This is a genomic window from Micromonospora sp. NPDC048894 (genome assembly GCF_040649765.1).
GTDB classification, from domain to species: domain Bacteria; phylum Actinomycetota; class Actinomycetes; order Mycobacteriales; family Micromonosporaceae; genus Micromonospora; species Micromonospora antibiotica.
This window is the reverse complement of sequence record NZ_JBEZFY010000009.1, coordinates 243,675-266,442: the sequence shown is the minus strand read 5'-3', so window position 1 is coordinate 266,442 and position 22,768 is coordinate 243,675. Positions and strand designations below refer to the sequence as shown.

Below are 22,768 nucleotides of genomic sequence, written 5' to 3'. Positions count from 1 at the left end.
ATCCTGTCGTACCGTTCGCGGCCCTCGTGACGAGGGCCGCGAACTTCTTTCCCGAGACCGGCCAGGTGAACCGGGCGGCGTGGGCGCGGGCCGCCGTGCCCATGGTGGCCCGGTAGCCGTCGTCGGTCAGCAGCAGCCGCACCTTGGCCACGAAGTCGTCGACGTCCTCGGCGAGCAGGCCGGTCTCCCCGTCGACCAGGGACTCCTCGACCCCACCGGCACCCCGGAACGCCACCGTCGGGGTGCCGACCGCGCCGGCCTCGACGATGGTGAGCCCCCAGCCCTCCTTGAGCGACGGGGTGAGCGCCACCCAGGCCGAGGCGAGCAGGTGCCGCTTGTCGGCGTCGGAGACGAAGCCGGTGAACCGGACCCGGTCGGTGAGGCCCAGCTCGGCGGCGGTGTGCCGCAGCTGCGCCTCCCACCAGCCCTGCCCGGCGACGGTCAGGGTCAGGCCGGGCAGTTCGTCACCGAGCGCGGCGAGGGTGGCGAGGGCCACCTCGACCTGCTTGTGCGGGACCAGCCGGCCGAGCACCACCAGCGACGGTTCCGGCGAGCGGGGCACCGGGCCGACGGTCATGTCGGGGGTGCCGTTGTGCACGATGTCGACCCGGGCCGGGTCGATGCCGAGGGTGGCCAGCTCGTCACGGGTGGCGGCGGAGACGGTGACGTACCGGCAGCGGCGGTAGACCCGGGGGGCGAGCCAGGACTCCACCCACCAGCCGAACCGGGCCAGGCTCGGGCCGAGCACCACCGGCCACTGCTCCCGGTGCACGTGGTGCACCAGCGCGATGACCGGCCGGCGGGCGTAGAGGGCGGACAGGAAGGGCAGGCCGTTGCCGACGTCGACGATCAGGTCGGGTCGACCGCCGTGGCGGCGGCTCAGCGGGCCGAAGCCGAGCGCGCCGGCCAGGTACGCCAGGGCGGCCCGGAGGTAGACGGTGTGCCGGCCGCCGCGCCGCAGCACCCGTACGCCGTCGGGGGTGGTCTCCTCGGCGGGGCCGGCGGGGTGGGTGGCGCAGAGCAGGGTGGCCCGGTGGCCGTGCCGGACGAGTTCCCCGGCGATCCGCTCGACGTACACCTCCGAGCCGCCACCCTCCGGATTCCGGGTGTCCCGCCAGTTGAGGAACAGTACGTGCCTGGTGGTGGCGGCAGCGGGTGCGTCCAACACTCAACTCCTACTGCCGAGTAGTCTTCGCGGTCGCGTCACACTATGGGCTGCGTCACGCACGTCGCAATGCCCGATCGGAGGCGAGATGCAGCAGTCGCCGGGCCGTCCGGGGGCGGCCGACGGGCCGGACGACACATCCAGCACGGTGTGGCGTGTGCGGTTGGTTGCGGTGTGTCTTGCTTTGTCCGCACTGGCTTTCCTCCAGGACCCCGGCCTGATCGCCATCGACACCAAGGTCGACCTGGCCATCGATCCGGCCGGATGGCTGACCCGGGCCCTGCACGTCTGGGACCCCGACGGCACCTTCGGGCAGTTGCAGAATCAGGCGTACGGCTACCTCTGGCCGATGGGGCCGTTCTTCCTGCTCGGCAAGCTGCTCGCCGTACCGGCCTGGGTGGTGCAGCGGCTGTGGTGGGCGTTGCTGCTGACGGTGGCCTGCGTCGGCGTCGTCCGGCTCGCCGAGCGGCTGCACGTCGGCACCCCGTGGTCCCGGTTGCTCGCCGGGGCCGCCTTCGCGCTCTCCCCCCGGCTGCTCACCGAACTCGGCCCGATCTCGGTGGAGGCGTGGCCCAGTGCGCTCGCGCCGTGGGTGCTCGTCCCGCTGGTCGGGCTGGCCGACGGGGTGCCGCTGCGCCGGGCGGTCACCAGGTCGGCCCTGGTGGTGGCGTGCGCCGGTGGGGTCAACGCGACCGCCGTGCTGGCCGTGGTGCCGCTGGCCGCGCTCTGGCTGCTCGGCCTGCATCCGCTGCGTCTGCGGGTGAAGGCGCTGTTCGCCTGGGGGCTCGCGGTGGGCGCGGCGACCGCCTGGTGGCTGGTGCCGTTGTTGCTGCTCGGCCGGTACAGCCCGCCCTTCCTCGACTACATCGAGACCGCGCCGGTGACCACCACCCCCACCGACGCCACCACCGTGCTGCGGGGCGCCTCGCACTGGCACGCCTACCTCAACGGCGCGTACGGGCCGCCGTGGACGGCGGGTTGGCGGCTCGCCACCGAACGACCTCTGGTGGTCGCCACCCTGGTGGTCGCCGGGCTGGGCATCGCCGGGCTGGCCCGCCGGGGCATGCCGCACCGGCGGTTCCTGGTCACCGGCCTGCTGGTCGGGCTGGCCCTGGTCGGGCTCGGGCACCTCGGCCAGCTCGACGGGTTCGGCGCGCAGACCCAGCGGACCTTCCTCGACGCGGCGGGTGCACCGCTGCGCAACGTGCACAAGTTCGACGTGGTGCTCCGGCTGCCGCTCATCCTCGGCCTGGCCCACCTGGTCGGGCTGGTGCTGCGGGCCGCCCGTACCGGCGACCGGCCCGAACTGGCCGCTCTGCTGCCCCGGCCGCTCCAGCCGGTGCGGCTGCGTGCCGGCCTGGTCACCGGCACCGCCCTGGTCGCGGTCGCCGCGGTGGCCGCGCCCGCGCTCGGCGGCGGGCTGGCCGCCCCGGGCAGCTTCACCGGGGTACCCGGCTACTGGCAGCAGGCGTCGAACTGGCTGGACCGGGCCGTCGGCGACGACCGGGTGCTGGTGGTGCCCGCCGCCCGCTTCCCCCGCTACCTGTGGGGCAGCCCCAGCGACGAGATCACCCAGCCGTTGTCGAACCGGCCGTGGGCGGTGCGCAGCTCGGTGCCGCTCACCCCGCCCGGCACCATCCGGCTGCTGGACACCGTCGAGTCGGCGCTGGCCGACGGGCAGGGCTCCGCCGGCCTCGCCGACCTGCTCGCCCGCTCCGGGGTGAAGTACCTGCTGCTGCGCTCCGACCTCGACTACGGCCACAGCGGCGCCGTCCGGCCGGTGGTGGTCCGGCAGGCGCTGCTGCGTTCCCCCGGCATCGAACCGGTGCGTGGGTTCGGCCCCGAGGTCGGTGGAGGCCGGCTGCCCGGCAACGTCGTCGACCGGGGACTGGACGTCGGGGTCCGGGCCCTGGAGGTGTACGAGGTCCGCCGCGCCGTCGACCAGATCGTCGCGTACGACGCCGCCGACCTGACCACTGTCGTCGGCGGCCCCGAGTCGCTGCTGCCGCTGGCCGCCGCCGGCCGGCTCTCCGCCGCGCCGACCGTGCTCGCCGGGGACCGCCCGGCCGGGCTGGCCGCGTCACAGGTGACGCTCACCGACGGGTTGCGCCGCCGGGAGGTGGCCTTCGGGCAGCAGCACGACAACGCCTCGGCCACCATGACCGCCCGGGACCGCCCCCAGCTCGACGCCCCGGCCCGGGACTACCTGCCGCCGTGGGCCGAGGGGGAGTCCACCGTGGTGCGCTACCTCGGCATCGGCGGGGTGTCCGCGTCCAGCTCCTGGTCGCAGGCGCAGCCGCTGGGCGGTGGCCGCCCCGAACACCAGCCGTACGCGGCGGTCGACGGTGACCTGAGCACGTCGTGGCGGTCCGCCCCGGGGACGCGCGCGCCGGGGCAGTGGTTCGAGGTGGAGCTGGACCGGCCGCAGGTCGTGCGGCAGGTGCGGATCACCTTCGACACCGGGGCCGATTCGCTGCCCACCAGGATCACCGTGACCGCCGGCCGGCAGCAGGCCACCGTGCAGACCGCCGGGCAGAGCGTCGAGGTGACCCTGCCCGACGGCTACCCCACCCGGTTCGTCCGGGTCACCGTCGAGGAGGTCTTCGACGTCCGGGCCGGCTTCGGTGGGGTGGGCATCGCCGAACTCGTCATCCCCGGTGTCGAGGCTGCCCGGACCCTGGTGGTGCCGGCCCCACCGGCCACCGACCGGCCGGCCACGATGGTGTTCGGCGCCGCCCCGGCCACCCCGGCGTGCGTCTTCGACGAGGGCCGGCCGCTCTGCGCCGGGGCGATGGCCCGCGCCTCCGAGGACAGCGACCGGATCGACCGCACCGTGCAGCTGCCGACCGGCACGGACTACCGGGTCGCACTGTGGGCCCGGCCCCGGCCCGGCGGGGCGCTCAACGCGCTGCTCGACCCCGGTGGGGCGGCGGCGGTCACCACCGGGGTCACCCCGACCGTGGCCGCCTCGACCGTCGGCGTGTCCCACCCGACCGCCCGCCCCGGCGCGGTGGTCGACGGGAACCCCGCGACCATCTGGTACGCCGCCGACGCCGACCGGCAACCATGGCTGCGGTTGACCTGGCCGAAGGCGCGTACCGTCACCGGGCTGCGGATCGCCCTGCCACCCGGTGCGGCGGCGGCCCGCCCCTGGCGGGTCACCGTGCTCGGCGACGAGGGGATGCGCGGCGGGGTGCTCGACGAGGGCGGCACGCTGCTGTTCGACCGGCCGATGCGCAGCGACGACCTGACCGTGCTGATCGCCGACGTGGTGCCGGTGGCGTCGTACGACCCGTACGGGCGGGTGACGCAGGGCCTGCCGGTGGGGGTGGGTGAGCTGACCGTGCTGCCGGACGGCCCGGCCACCCCGGCGGACCCCGCGAGGCGGGTGACCCTGCCCTGCGGCACCGGCCCGACGGTGACCGTGCCCGGTGGGCAACGCCGGACCGCGCTGGTCGCCAGCCGACGGGACCTGGTGGAACTGCGCGAGGTGCCGGCGGTGCTCTGCGGTCCGGCCGCGAAGACGCCGCTGCGGCTGACCGCCGGGGAGAACCGGTTGGTGGCGGCGGGGACCCGGCTGACCGTACCCACCCGGCTCGCCCTCACCCCGACGGACGCCCCAGCCGGCGGGACCTCCGCCCGCCCGGCGACAACCGGCGGGTCGGGGATCGCCGGCACGGACGGTGGCGGTACGGCGGCACCCGGGGCCGGCGACGCGACGAACGGACCCCGACAACCCGGGGCGACCCGGACGGTGCTGCGGGTCGACGAGTGGTCGGCCACCCGGCGGGTGCTGCGCCTGGAGAGCTACCCCGGCCAGCGGGTGCTGGCGCTGCGGGAGAACGCCAACGCGGGCTGGGTGGCCACCGCAGCCGGCCGGACCCTCACCCCGTTCGTGGTGGACGGCTGGCAGCAGGGCTGGCTGGTGCCGGCCGACGTCGCCGGTGCGGTGACGCTCCACTTCGCCCCGGACCGGGGGTACGTGGCGGCGCTCGGGGCCGGGGCGGTGCTGCTGACCGGGGTCGCCCTGCTGGCGGTGCTGCCGGCACGGCGTACCCCGGGGATGGTGGCGGTGGTGCGGCGCAGGCGCGGACGGGTGCTCGCCGCGCTCGTCGGTGGTGGGGCGTTGCTGCTGTTCGGCGGGCCGGCGGCGGTCGGGGTGGCACTGGCGGTGGTGGTCGTGGTGCTGGCCGGGAGGGCCCTGGAGCCGCACCTGCACCCGCCGGACCGGCGGGGTATGCACCGGCTGCGCCGGGCGACCGTGCGCTGGCTGCCGGTGGCGTGTTTCGCCGTGGCCGGCTGGTGGGCGGCGACCCGGGGTGGGCACACCGCCTGGCTGCCTCAGTTGGCCGCGGTCGCCACCGCCACTCTGCTCTGGCTCTCGCTGGTGCTGCGCCGACGCGGCCACCGCCCACCCCAGCGCTGGAAGGGGCGCTCCACCGCGTAGTAGCTGACCGCCGCGAGGACCAGCCCACCGGCGACGGTGAGGATGAACGTGCCGAGCGGGTCACCGGTGAACTCCGGCCGGCCGTCGACCAGGTAGATCCCCTCCAGCACCAACGGGTGCCAGAGGAACAGCCCGTACGACACCCGGCCCAACCACCGGCCGACGATGCTGTCGAAGACGCCCTTGGTGCGGGTCTGCGGCCCGAACGCCACCGGCACGATCAGCAGCACCGCGACCACCAGGTAGAGCACCAGCTTGGTGGCGAACTGGCCGGCCGTCGGCTCGGCCAGGTCCCGGGGGCCAGTGACCGGGGTGGTGGCGACGGCCAACGCGCCCAGGGCGATCGTCCAGCAGGCCAGCGGGGCCCGGCCCAGGTCGTCCAGGAAGCGCCAGCGCACGCCCCGGCCGGTGCGCAACGCGACCTGCGCGCCGGCCAGGGCCATCCCGGCACCGAACCAGCCGGCGTACGAGGGCAGCCACATGGTGTGCAGGCCGAGGCTGAATACGCCCGTACCCATCAACGCCACCCAGCCCCCGGTCACCACCGTCGCGGCCACCGCGATCCGCAGCACCCCGTCCGGGTGGGCCGACGCCGGCGGGCCCGGTGTCGGCCGTCGCCGGCCGAGCAGGAGGACCGCCAGCACCGGCAGCAGCAGATAGAACGTGACCTCGGTGGCCAGGCTCCAGGTCTGGCTGATCCCGTGCCGGAGCTGACCGTGCTGGTAGATCTGGGTCAGCGTGAGGTGCCGCAGCCAGTCACCTGTCGACGCCGGCCGGTTCTGCGGCAGCACCAGCAGGCAGACCACCACCGCCACCCAGTAGGCGGGCAGGATCCGGGTGGCCCGCCGCCACAGGTAGCGGCCGGTGCCCGGGGGCTGCTGACCCGTCGCGTGCGCGTGCGCGTACGGCCGGAACAGCAGGAAACCGGAGAGGACGAAGAAGACCGCGACCCCCACGTCGAGCCGGGACAGCCAGGCCCCGACGGCGGTGTCGCCGGTGTTGCGCCCGGTGGCGAAACCGACGTGGTGCCCCACCACGGCGAGTGCTCCGATCACCCGGACGGCGTCGAGCGCGGGCAGCCGCCGCAGGACCTGATCGGGAATCGGGGCAGACATCAACCGTCCAGAGGGTCGCGGGCCTATGTGACTCGGGAGTAACGTGCGGCCAAGTTTTACATTCTCGATCTTCCGCCGGTAACCGGCTGACCGTCTTGTTAGGGGAGGACCAGTGAAGACTCGCCTGGGTGCCGCGCTGTTCGGCATCGGCGTGCTGTCGCTCGTGGTCGCCGCGGGAACGGCGTACTACGTGGCGCCGTCGGTGACGAAGCTGCCGTACGACCTGACGTTCTGCAACGCGGACGGCAAGCCGGACGGTTGCCTGCGGGCGAGCGTCGCGATCGCCGAGAACGCCACCTACATGCAGGTGCTCAACGGGAAGCCGACGATCCAGACCGGTCAGCTCAAGGCCACCACCGAGGTGGTGCCGCAGGCGGCGACGACCGAGAAGGAGATGACCGGTGACCTGCGGGGCGAGGCGGTCGTCTGGGACGTCTACGGCACCGTCGTACGCACCGACAACGGCTCGGACGTCAGTAAGTACGCGGCCGAGTTCGCCCTGGACCGGGTGAGCGCCGCCGCCCGGGACTGGGACAAGCAGTACCTGGACACCGACGGTCCGGGCGGCACCGACGACTCGGTGACCTTCGCCGGGCAGACCTACAAGTTCCCGTTCCGTGCCGAGCGCAGGGACCACACCTTCTTCGACCGGGACCTGCGCAAGGGGCTGCCGATCGCCTTCGACGGCACCGAGCAGATCAACGGCACCGAGGCGTACCGGTACGTGCAGCAGATCCCTGAGAGTGACCTGGTCACCCCGGCGGGCTCGCTGACCGCGCTGGCCGGTGCGCTGGCCCCGGGCGCGACCACCGGAAAGGTCACCTACAGCAACACCCGGACGATCTGGATCGAGCCGGTCAGCGGCAACTTCGTCAAGGTACGCGAGCAGCAACGCAAGAACTTCGTGCCCAACCAGGGCAGCCCGGTGACCCTGCTGGACGCGGACTTCGTCTATGACGAGGCCACCATCGCCAACAGCGTGAAGTCGGCCGGCGTGACCCGGGACAAGCTCCAGCTGATCGGTCGTACCCTGCCGATCGGGCTGGCCGCCCTGGGTGCCGTTCTGCTGCTGCTGGGGCTCTGGCTGATGGTCTCCGGGCGGCGCGCGCCGGTGGCCGAGGCGCGGCGTCGGCCGGACGGGGCTCCGACCGGGGGGTCGGTGCGGGACGCGTCGACCAGGGTCGAGCAGCCGGCTGCGGTGCGCCAGGGCGGCCCGCTCAGCGACGAGATCCCACCCGCGTCGACGAACTGGCGGGCCGAGGACGAGGTCGGCAAGCGCTGAGCTGATCACCTGTCGGCGGGCGGGTCGGGCTTCCGGCCCGCCCGCCGGGTCGGCACCAGCCCGAGGAGGAATCCGTGCAGAATCGATCGACCTGGCGTTCGTCGACTCCGACACGCTGACCGCCCGACCGGCGCTGGCGTCGAGCCTCTCCTGAGCCTTACTCCACCCCCACGGTGCGTCGGGGGCGGGCCCTCGCCCGCCCCCGACCATCCGTCTCACCCGCTGGGCCGACCATCCGTCTCACCCGCTGGGCCGACCATCCGTCTCACCCGCTGGGCGTCCCCACCTGGCCGGCGGCGCGGTTCGACGCCGGCCAGCGCCCGGTGCGTGCAGTTCAGAGGCCGGCCAGCGCCCGGGGCGCGCGGTTCAGAGACGGGCCAGCGCCCGGCGCAGCGGATCGAGCCCGAGCGCGCCCAGGTCGAGCGCCTGCCGGTGGAACTCCTTGAGGTCGAAGTCGGCACCCTTGCGGGCCTTCGCGTCCTCCCGGGCCTGGAGCCAGATCCGCTCGCCCACCTTGTACGACGGTGCCTGCCCCGGCCAGCCCAGGTAGCGGTTCAGCTCGAAGCGGAGGTTCTCCTCCGGCACCCGGCAGTGCGAACGCATGAACTCCCAGCCCAGCTCCGGCGTCCACCGTTCGCCCGGGTGGAAGCCGAACGGGTTGTCCCGGGGGATCTCCAGCTCCAGGTGCATCCCGATGTCGATGATCACCCGGGCCGCCCGGAACGCCTGCCCGTCGAGCATGCCGAGCTTGTCACCCGGGTCCTCCAGGTAGCCCAGCTCGTCCATCAGCCGCTCCGAGTAGAGCGCCCAGCCCTCGCCGTGGCCGGAGACCCAGCACAGCAGCCGCTGCCAGCGGTTGAGCAGCTCCGCCCGGACGGCGGTCTGCGCGACCTGGAGGTGGTGCCCGGGAACACCCTCGTGGTAGACCGTGGTCACCTCGCGCCAGGTGGAGAAGTCGGTGACGCCCTGCGGCACCGCCCACCACATCCGCCCCGGGCGGGAGAAGTCCTCGCTCGGCCCGGTGTAGTAGATCGCCCCGTCGCTGGTCGGGGCGAGGCAGCACTCGATCCGACGGACCTGCTCCGGGATGTCGAAGTGGGTGCCGTGCAGCTCACCGATCGCCTTGTCGGCCAGCGCCTGCATCCAGTCCCGGAACGCCTCCTTGCCCTGGATGGTCCGGGCCGGGTCGGCGTCCAGCACGGCCACCGCCTCGTCGATGGTCGCGCCCGGGCCGGCGATCCGGCCGGACACCGTCCGCATCTCGGCCTCCAACCGGGCCAGCTCCGCGAAACCCCAGGCGTACGTCTCGTCCAGGTCGACCTTCGCGCCGAGGAAGTACTGCGAGGCCAGCTCGTAGCGTTCCCGGCCGGCGGCCTGCTTGTCCCGCCCGCGCGGGACCAGCTCGGTGCGCAGGAACTGGCCGAACTCGACGGTGGCCGCGGTTGCCGCCGCAGCGCCCCGGCGCAGCTCGGCACCGAGCGTGCCGTCGGCGTCCAGCCGCTGCACCAGCCCGTGGAAGAAGTTGTCGCCGTGCGGGTCGGTCCAGATGTCGCACTGCTTGGCCACCTCGGTCAGCTGCACCTTGGAGCTGACCCGCCCGGCGGCGGCGGCCTCACGCAGCGTGGTCTTGTAACCCTCCAACGTGGCGGCGAAGCGGTTGAGCCGCGCGGCGACGGCGGCCCGGCCCTGCTCACCCTCGGTGGGCATCAGGTCGAAGACCATCCGGATCTCGTGCAGGCCACTGGCGATGACGTTCACCTCGCTGGTGATCTCACCCGCGTCGTGCCGGGCCAGCTCCAGCCCCAGGCGCTCCTGCATCGCCTCCTTGGCGGTCCGTTCCGCCTCGGACTCCGGCTCGGTCACGTCCAGGTCGGCGAGGGTGCGCCGGGTCAGCTCGGCCCGTGCCTCGTAGCCTGCGGGCGAGAGGTCGTCGAGTTGGTCGTCGTAGCCGGCGATGCCGACATAGGTGGCACCGGTCGGGCTCAGTGGCGCCCAGTCAGCCACGTACCGGTTCGCGAGGTCATCGATTCGTCCCACGCTGCGACCCTACGTGACCAGCGGGTCCGGTTGTCGAGCGCGTTTGCCGGACCCGGCTGTCGGGTTGCGGCGACCGCCGGTCAGGGGCGGGGCAGCAGGCGGGCCGGAGCGAAGTCGATCGGGAAGGGCAACCGGGTACGTAGCCGCTGGTGGCCGACCGCCCGGCCGACGACCGGGTAGCCGCCGTCCTCCCGGCGGAGCAGGGTCGCGGTCATCCGGTGGGGCCGCCGGTCCAGCTCCACCCGGAGGAACCAGGGCACCCCGGCGGCCGCGCAGCGGCGTAACCGGTCGACCGGGTCGCGTCGGGTGCCGCGCCGGACGAACTCCACCGCCATCGTGCACAGGGTTGCCGGCACCCAGCGTTCCTGCTCGTCGCCGGCCGGCAGGGTGTGCAGGACGGTGACGTCCGGCTGGATCCAGCAGGACGCGGTGAAGGTCAGGTTGACCCGGCCGAGCACGTGCCGCCCCGTCGCCTCGGCCGCCGGGACGAAGGCGCTGGCCAGGGTGGCCGTCGCGACACTCTCGACAGCGGGCGGGAACGGGGTGACCACCAGCCGGCCGTCGACGCACTCGTGCCGGGTGCCGGCCAGCGCGCCGACCGGCAGGTGCCGCTCCGCCCGCCGTACGGTCCAACCACCGGGCAGCTGCGGCACCGGTCCCGTACTGCCCGTCGACGATCTCAACCACGCCACCTCCGGTCGATCAACGAGGCGGGGCCGTCGGGGTTCCTGGCGCGGCCCGGCGGGCTCGCGGTGGGGTGCCGGGTCAGGCGCGGCTACGGGCCCAGTCGAGCAGGCGGTCCGCCGGCCAGGTGTTGACCACCCGGTCGGCGGGTACGCCGCACAGCGCCGCCCGTTCGCAGCCGTACCGCTGCCAGTCGAGCTGCCCGGGGGCGTGCGCGTCGGTGTCGATGGCGAACCGGCAGCCGGCCTCCAGGGCGCGGCGGATCAGCCGCTTCGGTGGGTCCTGCCGCTCCGGCCGGGAGTTGATCTCGACGGCCACGTCGTGTTCGGCGCAGGCGGCGAAGACCGCGTCCGCGTCGAAGTCGCTCTCGGCGCGGGTCCGGGCCCGGTGCCCCTTGTCACCCGGCCCGGTCACCCCGGCGGGCCGGGACGACACCATCCGCCCGGTGCAGTGGCCGAGGATGTCCAGGTGCGGGTTGGCGATCGCGGTGAGCATCCGGCGGGTCATCCGGGCCCGCTCGTCGCGCAGCCCGCTGTGCACCGAGCCGACCACCACGTCGAGCCGGGCCAGCAGCTCCTCGTCCTGGTCGAGGGTGCCGTCGGCGAGGATGTCCACCTCGATCCCGGTGAGGATGCGGAACCCCTCGGGCAGCGCCGCGTTGACCGCCGCCACGTGGTCGAGTTGCCGGCGCAGCCGGTCGGCGGTGAGGCCCCGGGCCACCGTGAGCCGGGGCGAGTGGTCGGTCAGCACCACATACTCGTGGCCGAGTTCGACGGCGGCGAGCGCCATCTCCTCGATCGGTGACCCGCCGTCGGACCAGTCCGAGTGGGTGTGGCAGTCGCCGCGCAGCGCGGCCCGCAACGCGGCGGCCGCCTCGTCGAGGTCGACGCCTTCGGTGGCGACCAGCCGGCGCAGGTAGACCGGTTCCTCGCCGGCCAACGACTCGGTGACGCAGCGGGCGGTGACGTCGCCGACCCCGGGCAGGTCGGTGAGGGTTCCGGCCCGGTTCCGCTCGGCCAACTCCGCCGCCGGCAGCGCGGCCAGGGCGGTCGCCGCGCTGCGGAACGCGCGTACCCGGTAGGTGGCCTCGTTGGCGCGTTCCAGCAGGAACGCGATCCGACGCAGGTCGGCGACGGGGTCTCTGGCGCTCATGGATGGCAACCTACGCGCCCGCGCCGCCGGTCGGGGGACGACCGGCGGCGCGGGGTGTGGACAACGGGGACCGGATCAGGAGTACGGCAGCTTCACCACCGACTGGTTGCCGGTGCCGAGGGTGGACGGGTTGACGCCGATCGCCGACCAGATCTCCACCTTGACCGTGCCGCCGGCGAGGTTGCCCAGCGTGCCGGTGGCCGAGTGCAGGCCGGCGTTCTGCGTGTAGTGCTCGTAGCCGGGCACCGGGTCGGTGGCGAAGTACCGGTAGGTCTCCACCCGGTCGAAGGTGCCGTCCCCGGTCAGGTCGTAGGAGACCCGGGCCTGCACCCCGTTGCCGACCGACTGGCCGGCGTCGAGGAACAGGTCGAACCCGGTCTGGCCCCCGGTGTAGGCGAGGTTGAGCCGGGTCGCGGTGAACACCACCGGGTTGCTGGGGGTGCCGTCGTGGTTCGCGCCCCCGGAGCCGGGGACGGTGGTCGTCGCCGCGTTGCCGGCGGAGCCGAGGCCGCCACCGGGCAGCAGGAACCGGGTCGGCGAGCCGGGCGGCGGGGTGGTCGGCGGCGGGGTCGGGCTGGTCGGCGTCGGCGACGGCCCGGTCGGGGTGGGCGACGTCGTCGGGGAGGTGGTCGGCGTGGGGCTCGGGTTGGTGCCGCCGGCCGCGTTGCCACCACTCCAGGTGTATGCCCCGGTGGTGGCGGTCTTCCCGGCGGCCACGGTGAGACTGGTCCCGTCGGAGAACCGCACGGTCAGCGGCGCGGCGGTGATGTTGCTGGCCACATAGGTGCGTGCGCCGTTGCGGCTGAACACGGCGGCCAGCGGGTGGCTGGCGGTGACCGTGGTGTCGACCTGGCCGAGCGCGGCGAGGTTGCGGATCCAGTGGAAGGTGTGTGCCCGGCTCTCGCCCTCCTCCGGGGTGTAGCCGGGGTTGGCGCGCAGCTTGGCCAGTGCCGCGTCCGGGTCACCGAGGGCGAGGAACTGCCAGTGGATGTCCTGCCACACGGTGGGTTCGCCGCCGTTGTTGCGGACCAGTTCGGCGTAGTTGGTCCGGTTGTAGGCCGGCCGGTAGCCGAGGTAGAGGTGCCCGCCGGTGACGGGGAGCATGTTGATGCCCTGGATCATCTCCGGTTCGGCGCTGAACCAGGTCGCGTACGCCCCGCCGTCGCCCCAGACCATGCCGACGGTGGAGTGCCCGAACGCGGCCGGGTAGTTCTCGTCGTCGACGTCGAACCAGTACTCTCCGATGGCGGCGGCCTGGGTGGTGTAGATGAACACGCCCGCGTCCCGGACGGCGGTGTCGCCGGTGGCCTGCCCCCACTGGATCAGCGCGTTGGCGAAGTTCATCCCCTCCGACGAGGACTCCTGGTTGTTGCCGGCGTTGAACGAGCCGTGCCCGGCGGCCCAGTCGTGCCCGGCGTAGATGTCGAAGTCCCGCAGGTAGGGGAAGCGGGTGTCGGCCCGGTTGTAGTTGTTGGCGTCCCGGATGAGTAGGTCGACCATGCCGCCGTACTGGTTCTGGGTGGCCCACGTCGGGTCGAACTTGGCGAGCGTCGCCGCCGCCGCGATGAAGTACCCGTAGTGGAAGTGGTGGTCGTTGAGTTCCTGGTCGGACCCGTACGACGCCGGGTAGCCGATCAGGGTGCCCCAGTTGCGGTCGTAGTAGAAGACCTTGGCGGTCTTGCCCGGGGTGGCGGTGAACCAGTCGGTCAGGGTGCTGCGGATGGCGGCCAGCGCCGCGTTGCGGGTCTCGGTGTCGCCGACCTGGTCGGCGATCTCGGCGATCCGGGCGGCCCGGCCGAGGCCCTTGCCGGTCCAGTAGGTGTCGCCGCCGCGCTGGTCCATCGGGTTGCCCCGGACGGCGGCGAGCTGCTCCTTGAGCTGGGCCAGGTCGGTGCCGGAGCCGGTGGCCACGGCGGGCACCTCGGGCAGCACCCCGTGGAACTTCATCGCGGTTCGGAAGGAGGCCACCCCGGTCAGCACCTTCATCCGGCCGCGCGCCGACGGGTAGGTCTGGGTGAGCGGGGTGCTGCCGGCGAGCGCCTTCCACTGGTGCGGGTAGAGGCTGACCACGGTCTGGGTGGCGGTGCCCTCCCGGGCGGTGGTGGTGAACGAGTAGGTGGTGTTCACCGCGCTGGTCGCCGGGTCGTAGGTGTAGCCGACCCGGGTGCCGGTGACGTGCGCGTGGGCGTACCGGCCGTAGCTGGTGGCGAGGGTGGCGCGGGCGGTGGCGTCGGCGGTGGGCGGCAGCAGGGCGATCGAGAAGTAACCCTTGCCGGCCAGGGTGGAGCTGATCCGTCCGTTGGCGACGGTCCAGGTCGCTCCGGTCGGGGCGTACCCGACGTAGTCGTGGCCCCGGACGGTGAAGCCGATGGTGGCGCCGCTGTTGGACCAGACGGTGGCCGCGCCGCCGGTCGGGTTGATCTGGGCGTCGCCGCCGCTGGCCTGGAAGTAGGCGAACGGCAGTCCGTGGCCGATGGTGGCGCGCAGGGTCCGCGACCCGTCAGTCCAGTACGGGGTGACCGTCCAGTCGGACCAGTCGTCGACCTTGACCACCGGTGCGCCGAGCGCGGCCACGCCGACCCGGATGTCCTCGGTGTAGGTGTACTTGAACTCGCCCACCCCGGTCGCGGTGCCGCTGACGGTGGCGGCCGAGGGTGCCGAGAAGCCGAGCCCGTCGCTGAACGGCTGGTAGGACACCGGGTGGGCGTGCAGCGGTTCGCTGTAGGAGCAGTTCGTCTTCTTCCACAGCAGCGACGACCACCAGTCGTTGGTGGGCACCGGCCCGGCGGGGGCGTTGGCGGTGGCGAACTGGCGGGGGTTGGTGGACAGGGTGCCGCAGCCGGTGGGCAGCGGGCCGACCGGGTCGGTGGTGTAGCTGCCGGCGCCGACGGTGGCGGCCTCGGCGGGGGTGCCGGCGGTGGTGAGGGTGAGGCCGCCGACGAGGACGGTCAGCGCGGTGGTGGCGGCGAGCACCCAGGGGGCGCGGCGCCGGGGGACGGGAGGTGTCATCGTGCCTCCTCCGCGCGGGGTCGCCGGAACGACCACCTGCACGCGGTACGTCGGAATTCGGGAGGTTAGTGATTCGAGAGAGCGCTCTCTCACCTCGGGACGTTAACCGACGAGTAATACCCACGTCAATGCGTACGACCGACGACGCGACAGTCGACGCTGGTCAGCCCGCGCCGGACGAGCCACGCGGCGCGCGCGGGCAACCGTGCTCACGTTCCCACGCGGTCACCGCCGCCACCGGTGACCGGTTGCCCTTGCCCCGCCAGGAGTCCAGGTACTTCGCCGGCCACACCACGCCCCGCCGGATCCACCAGTCGTCGTGCCCGGTGCACTTCGGCGACAACCCGAAGTGCAGGTGACAGACGTTGTTCGCGTTCCCCGTCCGGCCCACCTCACCGAGCTGCCGGCCGGCGGACACCCGGACCCCCACGTCGATCCCCGCGCTGATCGCGCTCAGGTGCGACCCGTAGTACCGCACCCCGTCGTCGCCCAGCAACGACACCGACAGGCCACCGTTGTACGGCCCCAGCGGCCCCTTTTTGTCGAACCGGTCCACCCGGCTCACCTCCAGGACCGTCCCGTCGGTCACCGCCACCACCGGCTCACCGCAGTCGGCGAAGATGTCGGTGCCCGGGTAACCCGAGTGCGTCGGGTGGTAGGAGACGTTGCCCGCGCGTACCGGAAAGACCCGGCGCAGGGCCGCCGGGTCCGGGGTGGCCGACGGCGACGCGGTCGGGCCGCCGGTGCCCGAGGGGGTGCCGGCCGGGCCCGTCGGCGTCGCCGGCTGGTCGCCCGTCGCCACCGCCGTCGGAGCGTCCCAGACCGGGGGCGCGGCCGGCTGGTCCGTCCCGCAGCCGGCCAGCACCGCCACCACGACCAGCAGCGCGGGGTACGCCGGACGGGTGCGACGTCGGTCGGGCCGGAGCAGGGACATTCGGACATCCTGACAGACGGCTACCGTGGAGGTCGCACCGCCAGCAGCACCCGGCCGACAGGGTGGCCACCCGTCGGCTCCCCGACGCGGCCGGCCGGCCCGTTACGGCCAGCAGCCCCGGGGCCGGATGCTGCGGGATCCGTCCCGGCCGCCAGGGGGAGCGCAGTGACGACGAACCACCAGCCCGGCCCCGTCGGGGGTCACGTCCCGTACGCCGCCTCGGGTCTGTTTCCCTCCGGGCCGCCCCGACGACCGACCTGGCGGGAACCGCACCCGGTCACCGGCGCCGCCGTGGCCTCGGGCGGCGCGTTAGCCGCCGCCTGGCTGGTGCTCTTCGGCCTGCTCGGCCGGGACGTCGCCAGCTACGCCTGGTGGACGGTGATCGCCGGTGCGCTCGCCTGGCTCGCCGCGCTGGCCCTGGTCCGCTACGGCGACCGGGGTGTCGGTACCGGCGTCGCGATCGTCACCGCAGGCGGCTGGAGCATCGCCTTCGGGATCGTCGTGGTGCGGTGGGCGACGAGCGCGGACTGGCCGATGTGGTGACTCTGCGTCGTTGCACGGCTTCGTTTGCCGCACCATCTTGACGTACCCGCTGTGACTGGGGACGCTCTTCGGTATGGCCTGGAACACCCCGCGGCTCGACACCGAGCGGAGCCGCCGCCGCCTCCAGATTCTCGCCGAGCTGGCGGGAGCCCGCGCGGTACGCCAGCGGGAACGGCCGCAGCGGGAACGCACCGAGCGGCTACGCCAACTCATCGCCACCCGTCGCCGCGTCGCGGGCTGACGAACTTTTCCCGGATCGGCCCGCCCTTCGGGGCGTTGACCGGCCGGCTGCCGACCCGACCGGTTAACGTGCACGCGTAACGGTCGGCTGTGCCGAGTTCTTTTTTGGGGGAACCATGTCGTACTTCGCTGCTGCCGTGGTGCGCGAAGAGGGCGGCTGGAACGCCGCCGAGGTGAACCTGCGGGGTGCCACCGACATCGACGAGGTCGCCGACCGGCTGCGCGACGTCGAACCGGACGCCGACGTGTCGTTGCTCTTCGTCGAGGCCGACGACGCGTACCTGGTGCTGCTGCGCCTCGACGAGGGGGAGGACCTGCGGGTCTTCGGTTCCGACTCGGCGTACGCGGAGGAGTCCCGCCTCGGTGCGTTGCTCGTCGGCGACCTCAAGACCTCGGTCACCGGCCTCGACGACGTCGACGAACCGCCGTCGGCCACCGCCAGCGGCGACGAGGAGAGCGAACAACCGGTCGTGGACCCCGAAGCGGACCCGGTCGGTGACGCCGACATCCTCGCCGACCTGGGCATCTCCGCCCAACGTCTGCTCAAGCTCTGCGCCCACGAGGGCATGCTCCCCGCCGACGTGACCGCCGAGGTCTGCCAGGTGCTCGGCTGCGCCGACGAGGTCGAGGAGCTGCGTGAGGTCTGACCGACCCGCGCAGCCACCCGACGCCGACGATCCGGCGTCGCTGATCGACCCCGGTCCCGCCGGCCGCCGGCAGCGGCACGAGCGGTGGATGCGCCGCGCGCTGGAGATCGCCACCACCGGCCCGGCGCCCCTTCCCGCCAGCAGCTCCGGCGGGCCCGATCCTGGTGCGCCTGGTGCCGGGGAGTCGGCCGGGGTGGGCGGGGCGGTGGGGGACGTGCCGGTGGGGGCGGTGGTCTACGGCCCGGACGGCACCGAACTGGCCGTCGGCCGCAACGAACGGGAGCTGACCGGCGACCCGACCGCGCACGCCGAGGTGCTGGCGTTGCGCCGGGCCGCCGCACGGTTGGGCCGGTGGCGGCTCGACGACTGCACGCTGGTGGTCACCCTGGAGCCGTGCACGATGTGCGCGGGCGCACTGGTGCTGGCCCGGATCTCGACCGTCGTCTTCGGCGCCTGGGAGCCCAAGACCGGTGCCGCCGGGTCGCTGTGGGACGTCCTGCGCGACCGCCGCCTCAACCACCGCCCCGAGGTCTACTCCGGTGTCCTGGAGACCGAGAACGCCGCCGTCCTGCGCGCCTTCTTCCGCTGACCCCGCGTCGGGTCGACGGAGCCGGGTTGGGTTGGGACGACGGGGCCAATGTTGCGGTATCGCCGGGGCGGGGACACCCCAACATCGGCCCCGTTGCGAGCCGGAGCCGTCGGGGCGGCGGTCAGGAGGTGATGGCGGTGTCCAGGGCGATCTCGACCATCTGGCCGAAGGTCTGCTCACGCTCCTGGGCGGTGGTCTTCGCGCCGGTCTTGATGTGGTCGCTGACCGTCAGCAGGGTCAGGGCGCGGGCCTTGAACCGGGCGGCGATCGTGTAGAGGGCGGCCGACTCCATCTCCACCGCCAGCACGCCGTAGTCGGCGAGGGTGTCGTACAGGTCCGGCCGGTCGGTGTAGAAGGCGTCGGCGGCGAGGATCGGCCCGACGTGCATGGTGATGCCGCGCCGCTCGGCCACCTCGACCGAGGTACGCAGCAGCCCGAAGTCGGCGACCGGGGCGTAGTCGATCAACCCGTCGAAGCGCATCCGGTTCATGTTCGAGTCCGTCGACGACCCGATCGCCGCGACCACGTCCCGCAGTTGCAGGTCCTCGGTGAGCGCACCGCAGGAGCCGACCCGGATCAGGGTCTTCGCGCCGTACTCGTTGATCAGCTCGTGGGCGTAGATGGAGGCGGACGGCATCCCCATGCCGGAACCCTGGACGGAGACGTCCACGCCGTTCCAGCGTCCGGTGAAGCCCAACATGCCCCGCACCGTCGAGTAGCACGTGGCGTCCTCGAGGTAGGTCTCCGCGATCCACTTGGCCCGCAGCGGGTCGCCCGGCATCAGGACCCGCTCGGCGATCTCGCCCGGCTTCGCGCCGATGTGCGTACTCATGGCAAAGATCCTGCCAGGCCGGCCGGAGCGATACCGGTGCGGCATCCGAACCCGGGTTCCTGTACCCTCGTCGGCGGTGGCGTGTCCGAGTGGCCTAAGGAGCACGCCTCGAAAGCGTGTGAGGGTTTACGCCCTCCGCGGGTTCAAATCCCGCCGCCACCGCTCGTGACAAGCGAGAACGCCCGGTGCGATCCGTGAGGATCGCACCGGGCGTTCCGCGTTTGCCGGACCGGGTCGGCCCCTGGTCGGAGCCGGCCCGCGACCCGGTCAGGACGTGCCGGCGTTCCGCTGACCCACTCGGTAGGTGGCGGTGTTGCCGTCGGTGCCCAGCAGCACGGTGACCGGGCCGGGAGGCAGCGCGCAGGTGACAGTGCCCTGGGCGGCGCGGTCCGTCCCGCACGTCGACCGACCCGTCGGGTCGAAGACGGTCAGCCGGGCCCGGCCGGTGCCGGCGGTGCGCGCCCAGGTGAGGGTCTGCCGGGCGGCGTGCTGGTCGGCCGGGACGGTGAAGCAGGCCGCGAGGCGGTCCGGGCCGGTGGTCACCGTCGTGTCCGTGGTGTCCCGGGGCAGCGTCGGGCAGGCCGGCGCGTCGGTCCGGGCGAAGCCCACCGTGTACGCCAGCTGCGTCACGAAGGTGTGCCCGGTGAGCAGCGCCGAGTGCGGTGCCGGGCCGTCCAGTACGCAGCCGTGCCAGGTGTACCACCAGAGGCTGCACTCCGGCTCGCCGTCCGCGTCCACGATGTCGACGTTCAGCTCGGCGTCGACAGGCAGCAGCGTGGCGATCGACGCCCCGGACGGGGTGGGCAGGACCACGCAGTCGATCTGGCCGGAGGTGTCGATCCGGCCCCGGTACGGCGCGTCGGCCCAACCGGCGTCGGAGACGGGTGTGCACCCGGTCGGCCGCAGCGGCAGCAGGGACACCGCGAACTCGGTGGTGCTGGTGGCGTCCCTGCTGGCCAGCAGGGTGTGCCGGCCGGCGGGCAGCGGGCAGCGGACCTGGGCGCAGACCGTCCGGCCGGCGGTGTCGAGGACCCGGGCGAACGTGGTCACGTTGTCGCTGTGCAGGGCGGTCACCCGGTAGACCCCGGCGGCCGGGACGTCCAGGATCCGGCACGCGACCGGGGCCGGGGCACCGGTGGGTGCCGTGCCGTAGCTGCCGGGCCGGACCGTGGGGCAGCCCACCGGGTCGGAGATCCGCCTGATGGCCAGCGGGTACGTCTCGGGGGTGTTCCCGGTCCACTCCCGGTATGAGATCACCCGGTAGTCGCCGTCGGCCGGGAGCACGCAGCCGACCTGGTCGGAAGGCTCAGTGCAGATCCGTTCGCCACCGCTGTCCATCGTCCAGCGTGCGCCGGACACGATGACCCGTTCACCTGCCAGGCCGGTGAAGGGATGGCAGTCGGTCTGTACCCGGGCGAGCTGGCGTACCTGGAGGGCCGGTTGGTCCCAGGGGGTGTAGCCGGTGTTCGGCGCGCATCCGTCGGCCCGGTCGAGCGGGTTCAGCGCCACCTCGTACCGGTGAGGCCGGTCGGCGTAGAGGGGACTGCTGACCAGCAGGGTGTACCGGCCGGCGGCCGGCACGGTGCAGACCGGGATGCCCTCCCGGGCGCAGACCTGAGCGCCCGTGGCATCCAGCACCTGCCAGTCGAAGCTGGTGGCGTCGAGGCTGACGGCGCGGACGAGCAGCGGCCGGGCCGCGTCGGTGCTGAAGGTGTGGCAGGTCGTCTCGCCGGCCGGGGTAACGCCACTGTTCACGGCGCTGCCCGGGTCGCCGTACGGGGCGAGCGGCAGGCTCTGGCAGCCCGCCGGGTCGGACAGTCGCCGCGCCTTGACCAGGTGGGTGCCCTCCTTGCCGTACTGTTCCCAGCTCAGCAGCCGGTAGGGGCCCGGCCGTTCGAGCCAGCAGTCACCGCCGCCGTAGCTCAACTCGCAGAGCGTTCCGAACTGCCCGTCGAGGATCAGCCCACGGATGTCGCGCGGACCGCCCGGGTCGACGAACCGCAGCAGCGCGCCGCGCGGCTGGTCGAACAGGTGGCACCGGGCCGCCGCCCCGGCCGGCAGTGTCACCGTGCTTCCCGGTGACCCGAAGTCGAACAGGTCCGCCGGCAACTGCCCGCAGCTCGACGGGGTATGCGTCGACTCGGCCGCGATCGTGTAGTTCCCCCGCCCGGTCGAGTACGGCAACCGCAGGGTGATCCGGTAGGTCCCGGCGGCACCGACCCGACAGCGGTTCGCGTCCACGCCGAGCCGGCACAACTCGCGACCTGCGGCATCGGCGACCCGGCCGCCGACGGAGTCCGGCCCGGAGCCCCGCCCGAGCTGGATCAGCAGCAGATCGTCGGCGGTGGTGGTGACGGTCCAGACGTCCTGCGCCTGGTCGACGATCGCGGTGCAGGTGAAGACCCTGCCGAGGGCCAGAACGCCGCCGCAGCGGGAGCGGGGTGGCTTGGCCGGCCGGACGATGGTGGTGGACCGGGTACGTGGCTGTCCGGTGCTCAGCCCGGCGGCCTGCGTACCGGGGGCCGGGGTCGTCGCCAGTTGTGGTGCGGTCCGCTCGGCTGCGGGAACCGGCACGTCCCGGTCCGGTGTGTTCCGGCCGGATCCGGTGGCCGGCATCTTCCGGGCGGTGGCGGCCGGCGACCCCGGGTCCGATGTGGCGGGTGCCGGCGGGTGGGTCGCCGCGCTGTCTGACGTACCGACCGCCGCAGCCGGGGTCGGTGCCCCGTCACCTGCGGCGATCGGGCCGACGGCCAGGGCCGGGACGAGCAGGGCGGCCAGCGCGAGGCGTGGCAGTGACTTCCCGGCCCGGATCACCGGGCGGGACAGGACGGTACGTGACATCGATCCCCCGTGTGCTGCCGACGCCGACCGCGTGGCCAGGAGATGGTCCCATCGGGGCCGGTCGCGGACAATCCACGTCGCGGTTGCAGTTCAGCAGGGGCTGTGGCCTTCGTCGAAGAGGCGGCGGGCCCAGTCGGCGTACCCGGCGATGATCTCCCGGACGGCCGTGCCGTCGTGCAGGAAGAGGTAGCCCCGGTCGCCGTCGCGGGCCAGCAGCCCGTCGAACCGGTACGTCCGTGGTGGCGCGTGCAGCCGGACGGATGACGGGTAGCGGCTCAACACCTCGGCGACGGGGGTGCCGACCGTGATCCCCTCCGGGGTGCTCATCGGGTCGTCGAGCCAGAGCAGCACGAGCCGGTCGTCGACGAAGATCGGGCTGGCCGTGCCGTGCCCGGCCAGCGTCATGCCGCAGGTGTCGGCGTCGGCGCGCAGCACCCCGCGTCGGGCCAGCTCGGTCTCGCTGGCACCGAACTCGGCCCCGGCGAGGCCGTGCAGCCCGACCACCTGGCTGGCCCCGATCGGCCGCGCCGGGACGTCGGGCCCCGACGGATGGGTGCCGCTGCCCGACGCCGAGGCAGCCACCAGTAACGCCGCAAGCACGGCAATTTGTCGCAATTTCATGGAATCCCCCAGTCCCCAACGGGACCGGGGCGTTCAGGTTGCTGGTCAGCCGGGAATTGCTGCTCTTCCCATTCCTCGGCCAGCTCGTCCCAGTAGTCGGCGGTCAGCCCACGCCGGCCGTGCGCCAACCAGCCGGCGGTGTGCCGTTCCAGGTGCAGGCCCAGCTCGGCGAACGGGTCGAGCCACCGGCCGGGCTCCACGCCGAGCCGGGCCAGCGCCGCGTTGATCGGCCACTCCCCGCGCGGCAGCGTGAAGGTCGAGTCGAAGCGGGGACCCCAGCTCAGCCGGCCGCCGAGCCAGACCGCCGACGCCTGGTGGCCGAGCCCACCGGCGAACTCCGCCTCCAGGTAGGCCACCGGCCCCCGCCGCGACCAGCGGTCCAACAGCCCACCCAGAGCTGGCGAGATCACCAGCTCGAACGGCTGCTCGGCGGTCGGTTCCTCGGGGTGGAAATCCGGCAGCGCACCGGTCAGCTCCTCGACCAACTGCGGGGTCACCGGCAGCAGCGCGAAATCCTGCCGCAGCGCCGCCAGCACCGCGTGATCCAGGTCGGCGGTCTGCTCCCGCAGCAGCTCGACATCCGCGACGACCGCGCTGAGCTCGTAACTCATCCGATCCCCCCGCCATCCA

16 protein-coding genes, 1 tRNA gene and 1 pseudogene are annotated in these 22,768 nt (G+C 73.4%); 7 read left to right on the top strand and 11 right to left on the bottom strand.

The features are described 5' to 3' along the window. Nucleotides 1-28 precede the first annotated feature (28 nt). Nucleotides 29-1,165, bottom strand: a pseudogene (locus AB0C22_RS21360) (glycosyltransferase family 4 protein); the annotation flags it as partial. 184 nt (nucleotides 1,166-1,349) lie between these two features. Between AB0C22_RS21360 and AB0C22_RS21355 the strand changes: the two are divergent. Further along, nucleotides 1,350-5,612: an alpha-(1->3)-arabinofuranosyltransferase gene (locus AB0C22_RS21355; RefSeq protein ID WP_357536593.1), complete on the top strand. Its 4,263-nt coding sequence runs from the start codon at nucleotides 1,350-1,352 to the stop codon at nucleotides 5,610-5,612. Here the strand turns inward: AB0C22_RS21355 and AB0C22_RS21350 are convergent. Next, the gene (locus AB0C22_RS21350; RefSeq protein WP_219465161.1) at nucleotides 5,507-6,727 is read right to left on the bottom strand and encodes an acyltransferase; all 1,221 of its coding nucleotides are present in this window, start codon (nucleotides 6,725-6,727) and stop codon (nucleotides 5,507-5,509) included. The genes AB0C22_RS21355 and AB0C22_RS21350 overlap by 106 nt on opposite strands. Nucleotides 6,728-6,839: 112 nt before the next feature. Here AB0C22_RS21350 and AB0C22_RS21345 point away from each other — a divergent pair, with 112 nt between their 5' ends. Further along, a complete protein-coding gene (locus AB0C22_RS21345) occupies nucleotides 6,840-8,009 on the top strand; it encodes a DUF3068 domain-containing protein (RefSeq protein ID WP_357536591.1) in 1,170 nt (389 codons plus the stop codon). A 366-nt stretch (nucleotides 8,010-8,375) separates the two neighbouring features. On the opposite strand, the gene AB0C22_RS21340 is transcribed toward AB0C22_RS21345, so the two are convergent. The 5 genes from AB0C22_RS21340 to AB0C22_RS21320 all read right to left on the bottom strand — a co-directional run bounded on the left by AB0C22_RS21340 (nucleotide 8,376) and on the right by AB0C22_RS21320 (nucleotide 15,825). Next, the gene (locus AB0C22_RS21340) at nucleotides 8,376-10,046 is read right to left on the bottom strand and encodes a DUF885 domain-containing protein (RefSeq protein WP_208570811.1); all 1,671 of its coding nucleotides are present in this window, start codon (nucleotides 10,044-10,046) and stop codon (nucleotides 8,376-8,378) included. Between the two features lie 80 nt (nucleotides 10,047-10,126). Continuing rightward, complete coding sequence (locus tag AB0C22_RS21335; RefSeq protein ID WP_219465159.1) at nucleotides 10,127-10,729, bottom strand: Uma2 family endonuclease; 603 nt, start codon at nucleotides 10,727-10,729, stop codon at nucleotides 10,127-10,129. Nucleotides 10,730-10,811: 82 nt separating this feature from the next. Then, on the bottom strand, nucleotides 10,812-11,882 hold the full coding sequence (locus AB0C22_RS21330; protein WP_357536589.1) for a PHP domain-containing protein: 1,071 nt from the start codon (nucleotides 11,880-11,882) through the stop codon (nucleotides 10,812-10,814). 75 nt (nucleotides 11,883-11,957) lie between these two features. Then, nucleotides 11,958-14,891 carry a glycosyl hydrolase gene (locus AB0C22_RS21325; protein WP_357536587.1) on the bottom strand — a complete coding sequence of 978 codons (2,934 nt, stop codon included), beginning with the start codon at nucleotides 14,889-14,891 and terminating at the stop codon, nucleotides 11,958-11,960. Between the two features lie 163 nt (nucleotides 14,892-15,054). Continuing rightward, nucleotides 15,055-15,825 (bottom strand): peptidoglycan DD-metalloendopeptidase family protein, encoded by a 771-nt coding sequence (locus AB0C22_RS21320; protein ID WP_357536585.1) that lies wholly within the window; start codon nucleotides 15,823-15,825, stop codon nucleotides 15,055-15,057. A 165-nt stretch (nucleotides 15,826-15,990) separates the two neighbouring features. On the opposite strand from AB0C22_RS21320, the gene AB0C22_RS21315 reads away from it, so the two are divergent. The 4 genes from AB0C22_RS21315 (at nucleotide 15,991) to AB0C22_RS21300 (ending at nucleotide 17,844) form a co-directional block, all read left to right on the top strand. Continuing rightward, complete coding sequence (locus tag AB0C22_RS21315; protein ID WP_208570816.1) at nucleotides 15,991-16,368, top strand: hypothetical protein; 378 nt, start codon at nucleotides 15,991-15,993, stop codon at nucleotides 16,366-16,368. Nucleotides 16,369-16,441: 73 nt separating this feature from the next. Then, the gene (locus tag AB0C22_RS21310; protein ID WP_208570817.1) at nucleotides 16,442-16,609 is read left to right on the top strand and encodes a hypothetical protein; all 168 of its coding nucleotides are present in this window, start codon (nucleotides 16,442-16,444) and stop codon (nucleotides 16,607-16,609) included. A gap of 115 nt (nucleotides 16,610-16,724) precedes the next feature. After that, nucleotides 16,725-17,255, top strand: a complete 531-nt coding sequence (locus AB0C22_RS21305; RefSeq protein ID WP_357536583.1) for a tRNA adenosine deaminase-associated protein — start codon at nucleotides 16,725-16,727, stop codon at nucleotides 17,253-17,255. A gap of 88 nt (nucleotides 17,256-17,343) precedes the next feature. After that, the gene (locus AB0C22_RS21300; RefSeq protein WP_357536611.1) at nucleotides 17,344-17,844 is read left to right on the top strand and encodes a nucleoside deaminase; all 501 of its coding nucleotides are present in this window, start codon (nucleotides 17,344-17,346) and stop codon (nucleotides 17,842-17,844) included. A 121-nt stretch (nucleotides 17,845-17,965) separates the two neighbouring features. Here the strand turns inward: AB0C22_RS21300 and deoD are convergent, their stop codons facing one another. Next, a complete protein-coding gene (gene deoD / locus AB0C22_RS21295) occupies nucleotides 17,966-18,676 on the bottom strand; it encodes a purine-nucleoside phosphorylase (RefSeq protein WP_219465150.1) in 711 nt (236 codons plus the stop codon). A 75-nt stretch (nucleotides 18,677-18,751) separates the two neighbouring features. On the opposite strand from deoD, the gene AB0C22_RS21290 reads away from it, so the two are divergent. Then, nucleotides 18,752-18,838, top strand: a tRNA-Ser gene (locus AB0C22_RS21290). Nucleotides 18,839-18,943: 105 nt separating this feature from the next. On the opposite strand, the gene AB0C22_RS21285 is transcribed toward AB0C22_RS21290, so the two are convergent. The 3 genes from AB0C22_RS21285 to AB0C22_RS21275 all read right to left on the bottom strand — a co-directional run bounded on the left by AB0C22_RS21285 (nucleotide 18,944) and on the right by AB0C22_RS21275 (nucleotide 22,749). Continuing rightward, the gene (locus AB0C22_RS21285; RefSeq protein WP_219465149.1) at nucleotides 18,944-21,517 is read right to left on the bottom strand and encodes a hypothetical protein; all 2,574 of its coding nucleotides are present in this window, start codon (nucleotides 21,515-21,517) and stop codon (nucleotides 18,944-18,946) included. A 90-nt stretch (nucleotides 21,518-21,607) separates the two neighbouring features. Next, nucleotides 21,608-22,138, bottom strand: a complete 531-nt coding sequence (locus AB0C22_RS21280) for a hypothetical protein (protein ID WP_357536580.1) — start codon at nucleotides 22,136-22,138, stop codon at nucleotides 21,608-21,610. Next, nucleotides 22,135-22,749 carry a hypothetical protein gene (locus AB0C22_RS21275; protein WP_357536578.1) on the bottom strand — a complete coding sequence of 205 codons (615 nt, stop codon included), beginning with the start codon at nucleotides 22,747-22,749 and terminating at the stop codon, nucleotides 22,135-22,137. Before AB0C22_RS21275 ends, AB0C22_RS21280 begins: the two co-directional genes overlap by 4 nt. Nucleotides 22,750-22,768 lie beyond the last annotated feature (19 nt).

Bases quoted from the DNA above. Each gene is read 5' to 3' on its own strand.
- AB0C22_RS21310 (WP_208570817.1), top strand. From the start codon at position 16,442: ATGGCCTGGAACACCCCGCGGCTCGACACCGAGCGGAGCCGCCGCCGC.
- AB0C22_RS21325 (WP_357536587.1), bottom strand. From the start codon at position 14,891: ATGACACCTCCCGTCCCCCGGCGCCGCGCCCCCTGGGTGCTCGCCGCC.
- deoD (WP_219465150.1), bottom strand. From the start codon at position 18,676: ATGAGTACGCACATCGGCGCGAAGCCGGGCGAGATCGCCGAGCGGGTC.
- AB0C22_RS21350 (WP_219465161.1), bottom strand. From the start codon at position 6,727: ATGTCTGCCCCGATTCCCGATCAGGTCCTGCGGCGGCTGCCCGCGCTC.
- AB0C22_RS21300 (WP_357536611.1), top strand. From the start codon at position 17,344: ATGCGCCGCGCGCTGGAGATCGCCACCACCGGCCCGGCGCCCCTTCCC.
- AB0C22_RS21330 (WP_357536589.1), bottom strand. From the start codon at position 11,882: ATGAGCGCCAGAGACCCCGTCGCCGACCTGCGTCGGATCGCGTTCCTG.
- AB0C22_RS21275 (WP_357536578.1), bottom strand. From the start codon at position 22,749: ATGAGTTACGAGCTCAGCGCGGTCGTCGCGGATGTCGAGCTGCTGCGG.
- AB0C22_RS21280 (WP_357536580.1), bottom strand. From the start codon at position 22,138: ATGAAATTGCGACAAATTGCCGTGCTTGCGGCGTTACTGGTGGCTGCC.
- AB0C22_RS21305 (WP_357536583.1), top strand. From the start codon at position 16,725: ATGTCGTACTTCGCTGCTGCCGTGGTGCGCGAAGAGGGCGGCTGGAAC.
- AB0C22_RS21285 (WP_219465149.1), bottom strand. From the start codon at position 21,517: ATGTCACGTACCGTCCTGTCCCGCCCGGTGATCCGGGCCGGGAAGTCA.
- AB0C22_RS21320 (WP_357536585.1), bottom strand. From the start codon at position 15,825: ATGTCCCTGCTCCGGCCCGACCGACGTCGCACCCGTCCGGCGTACCCC.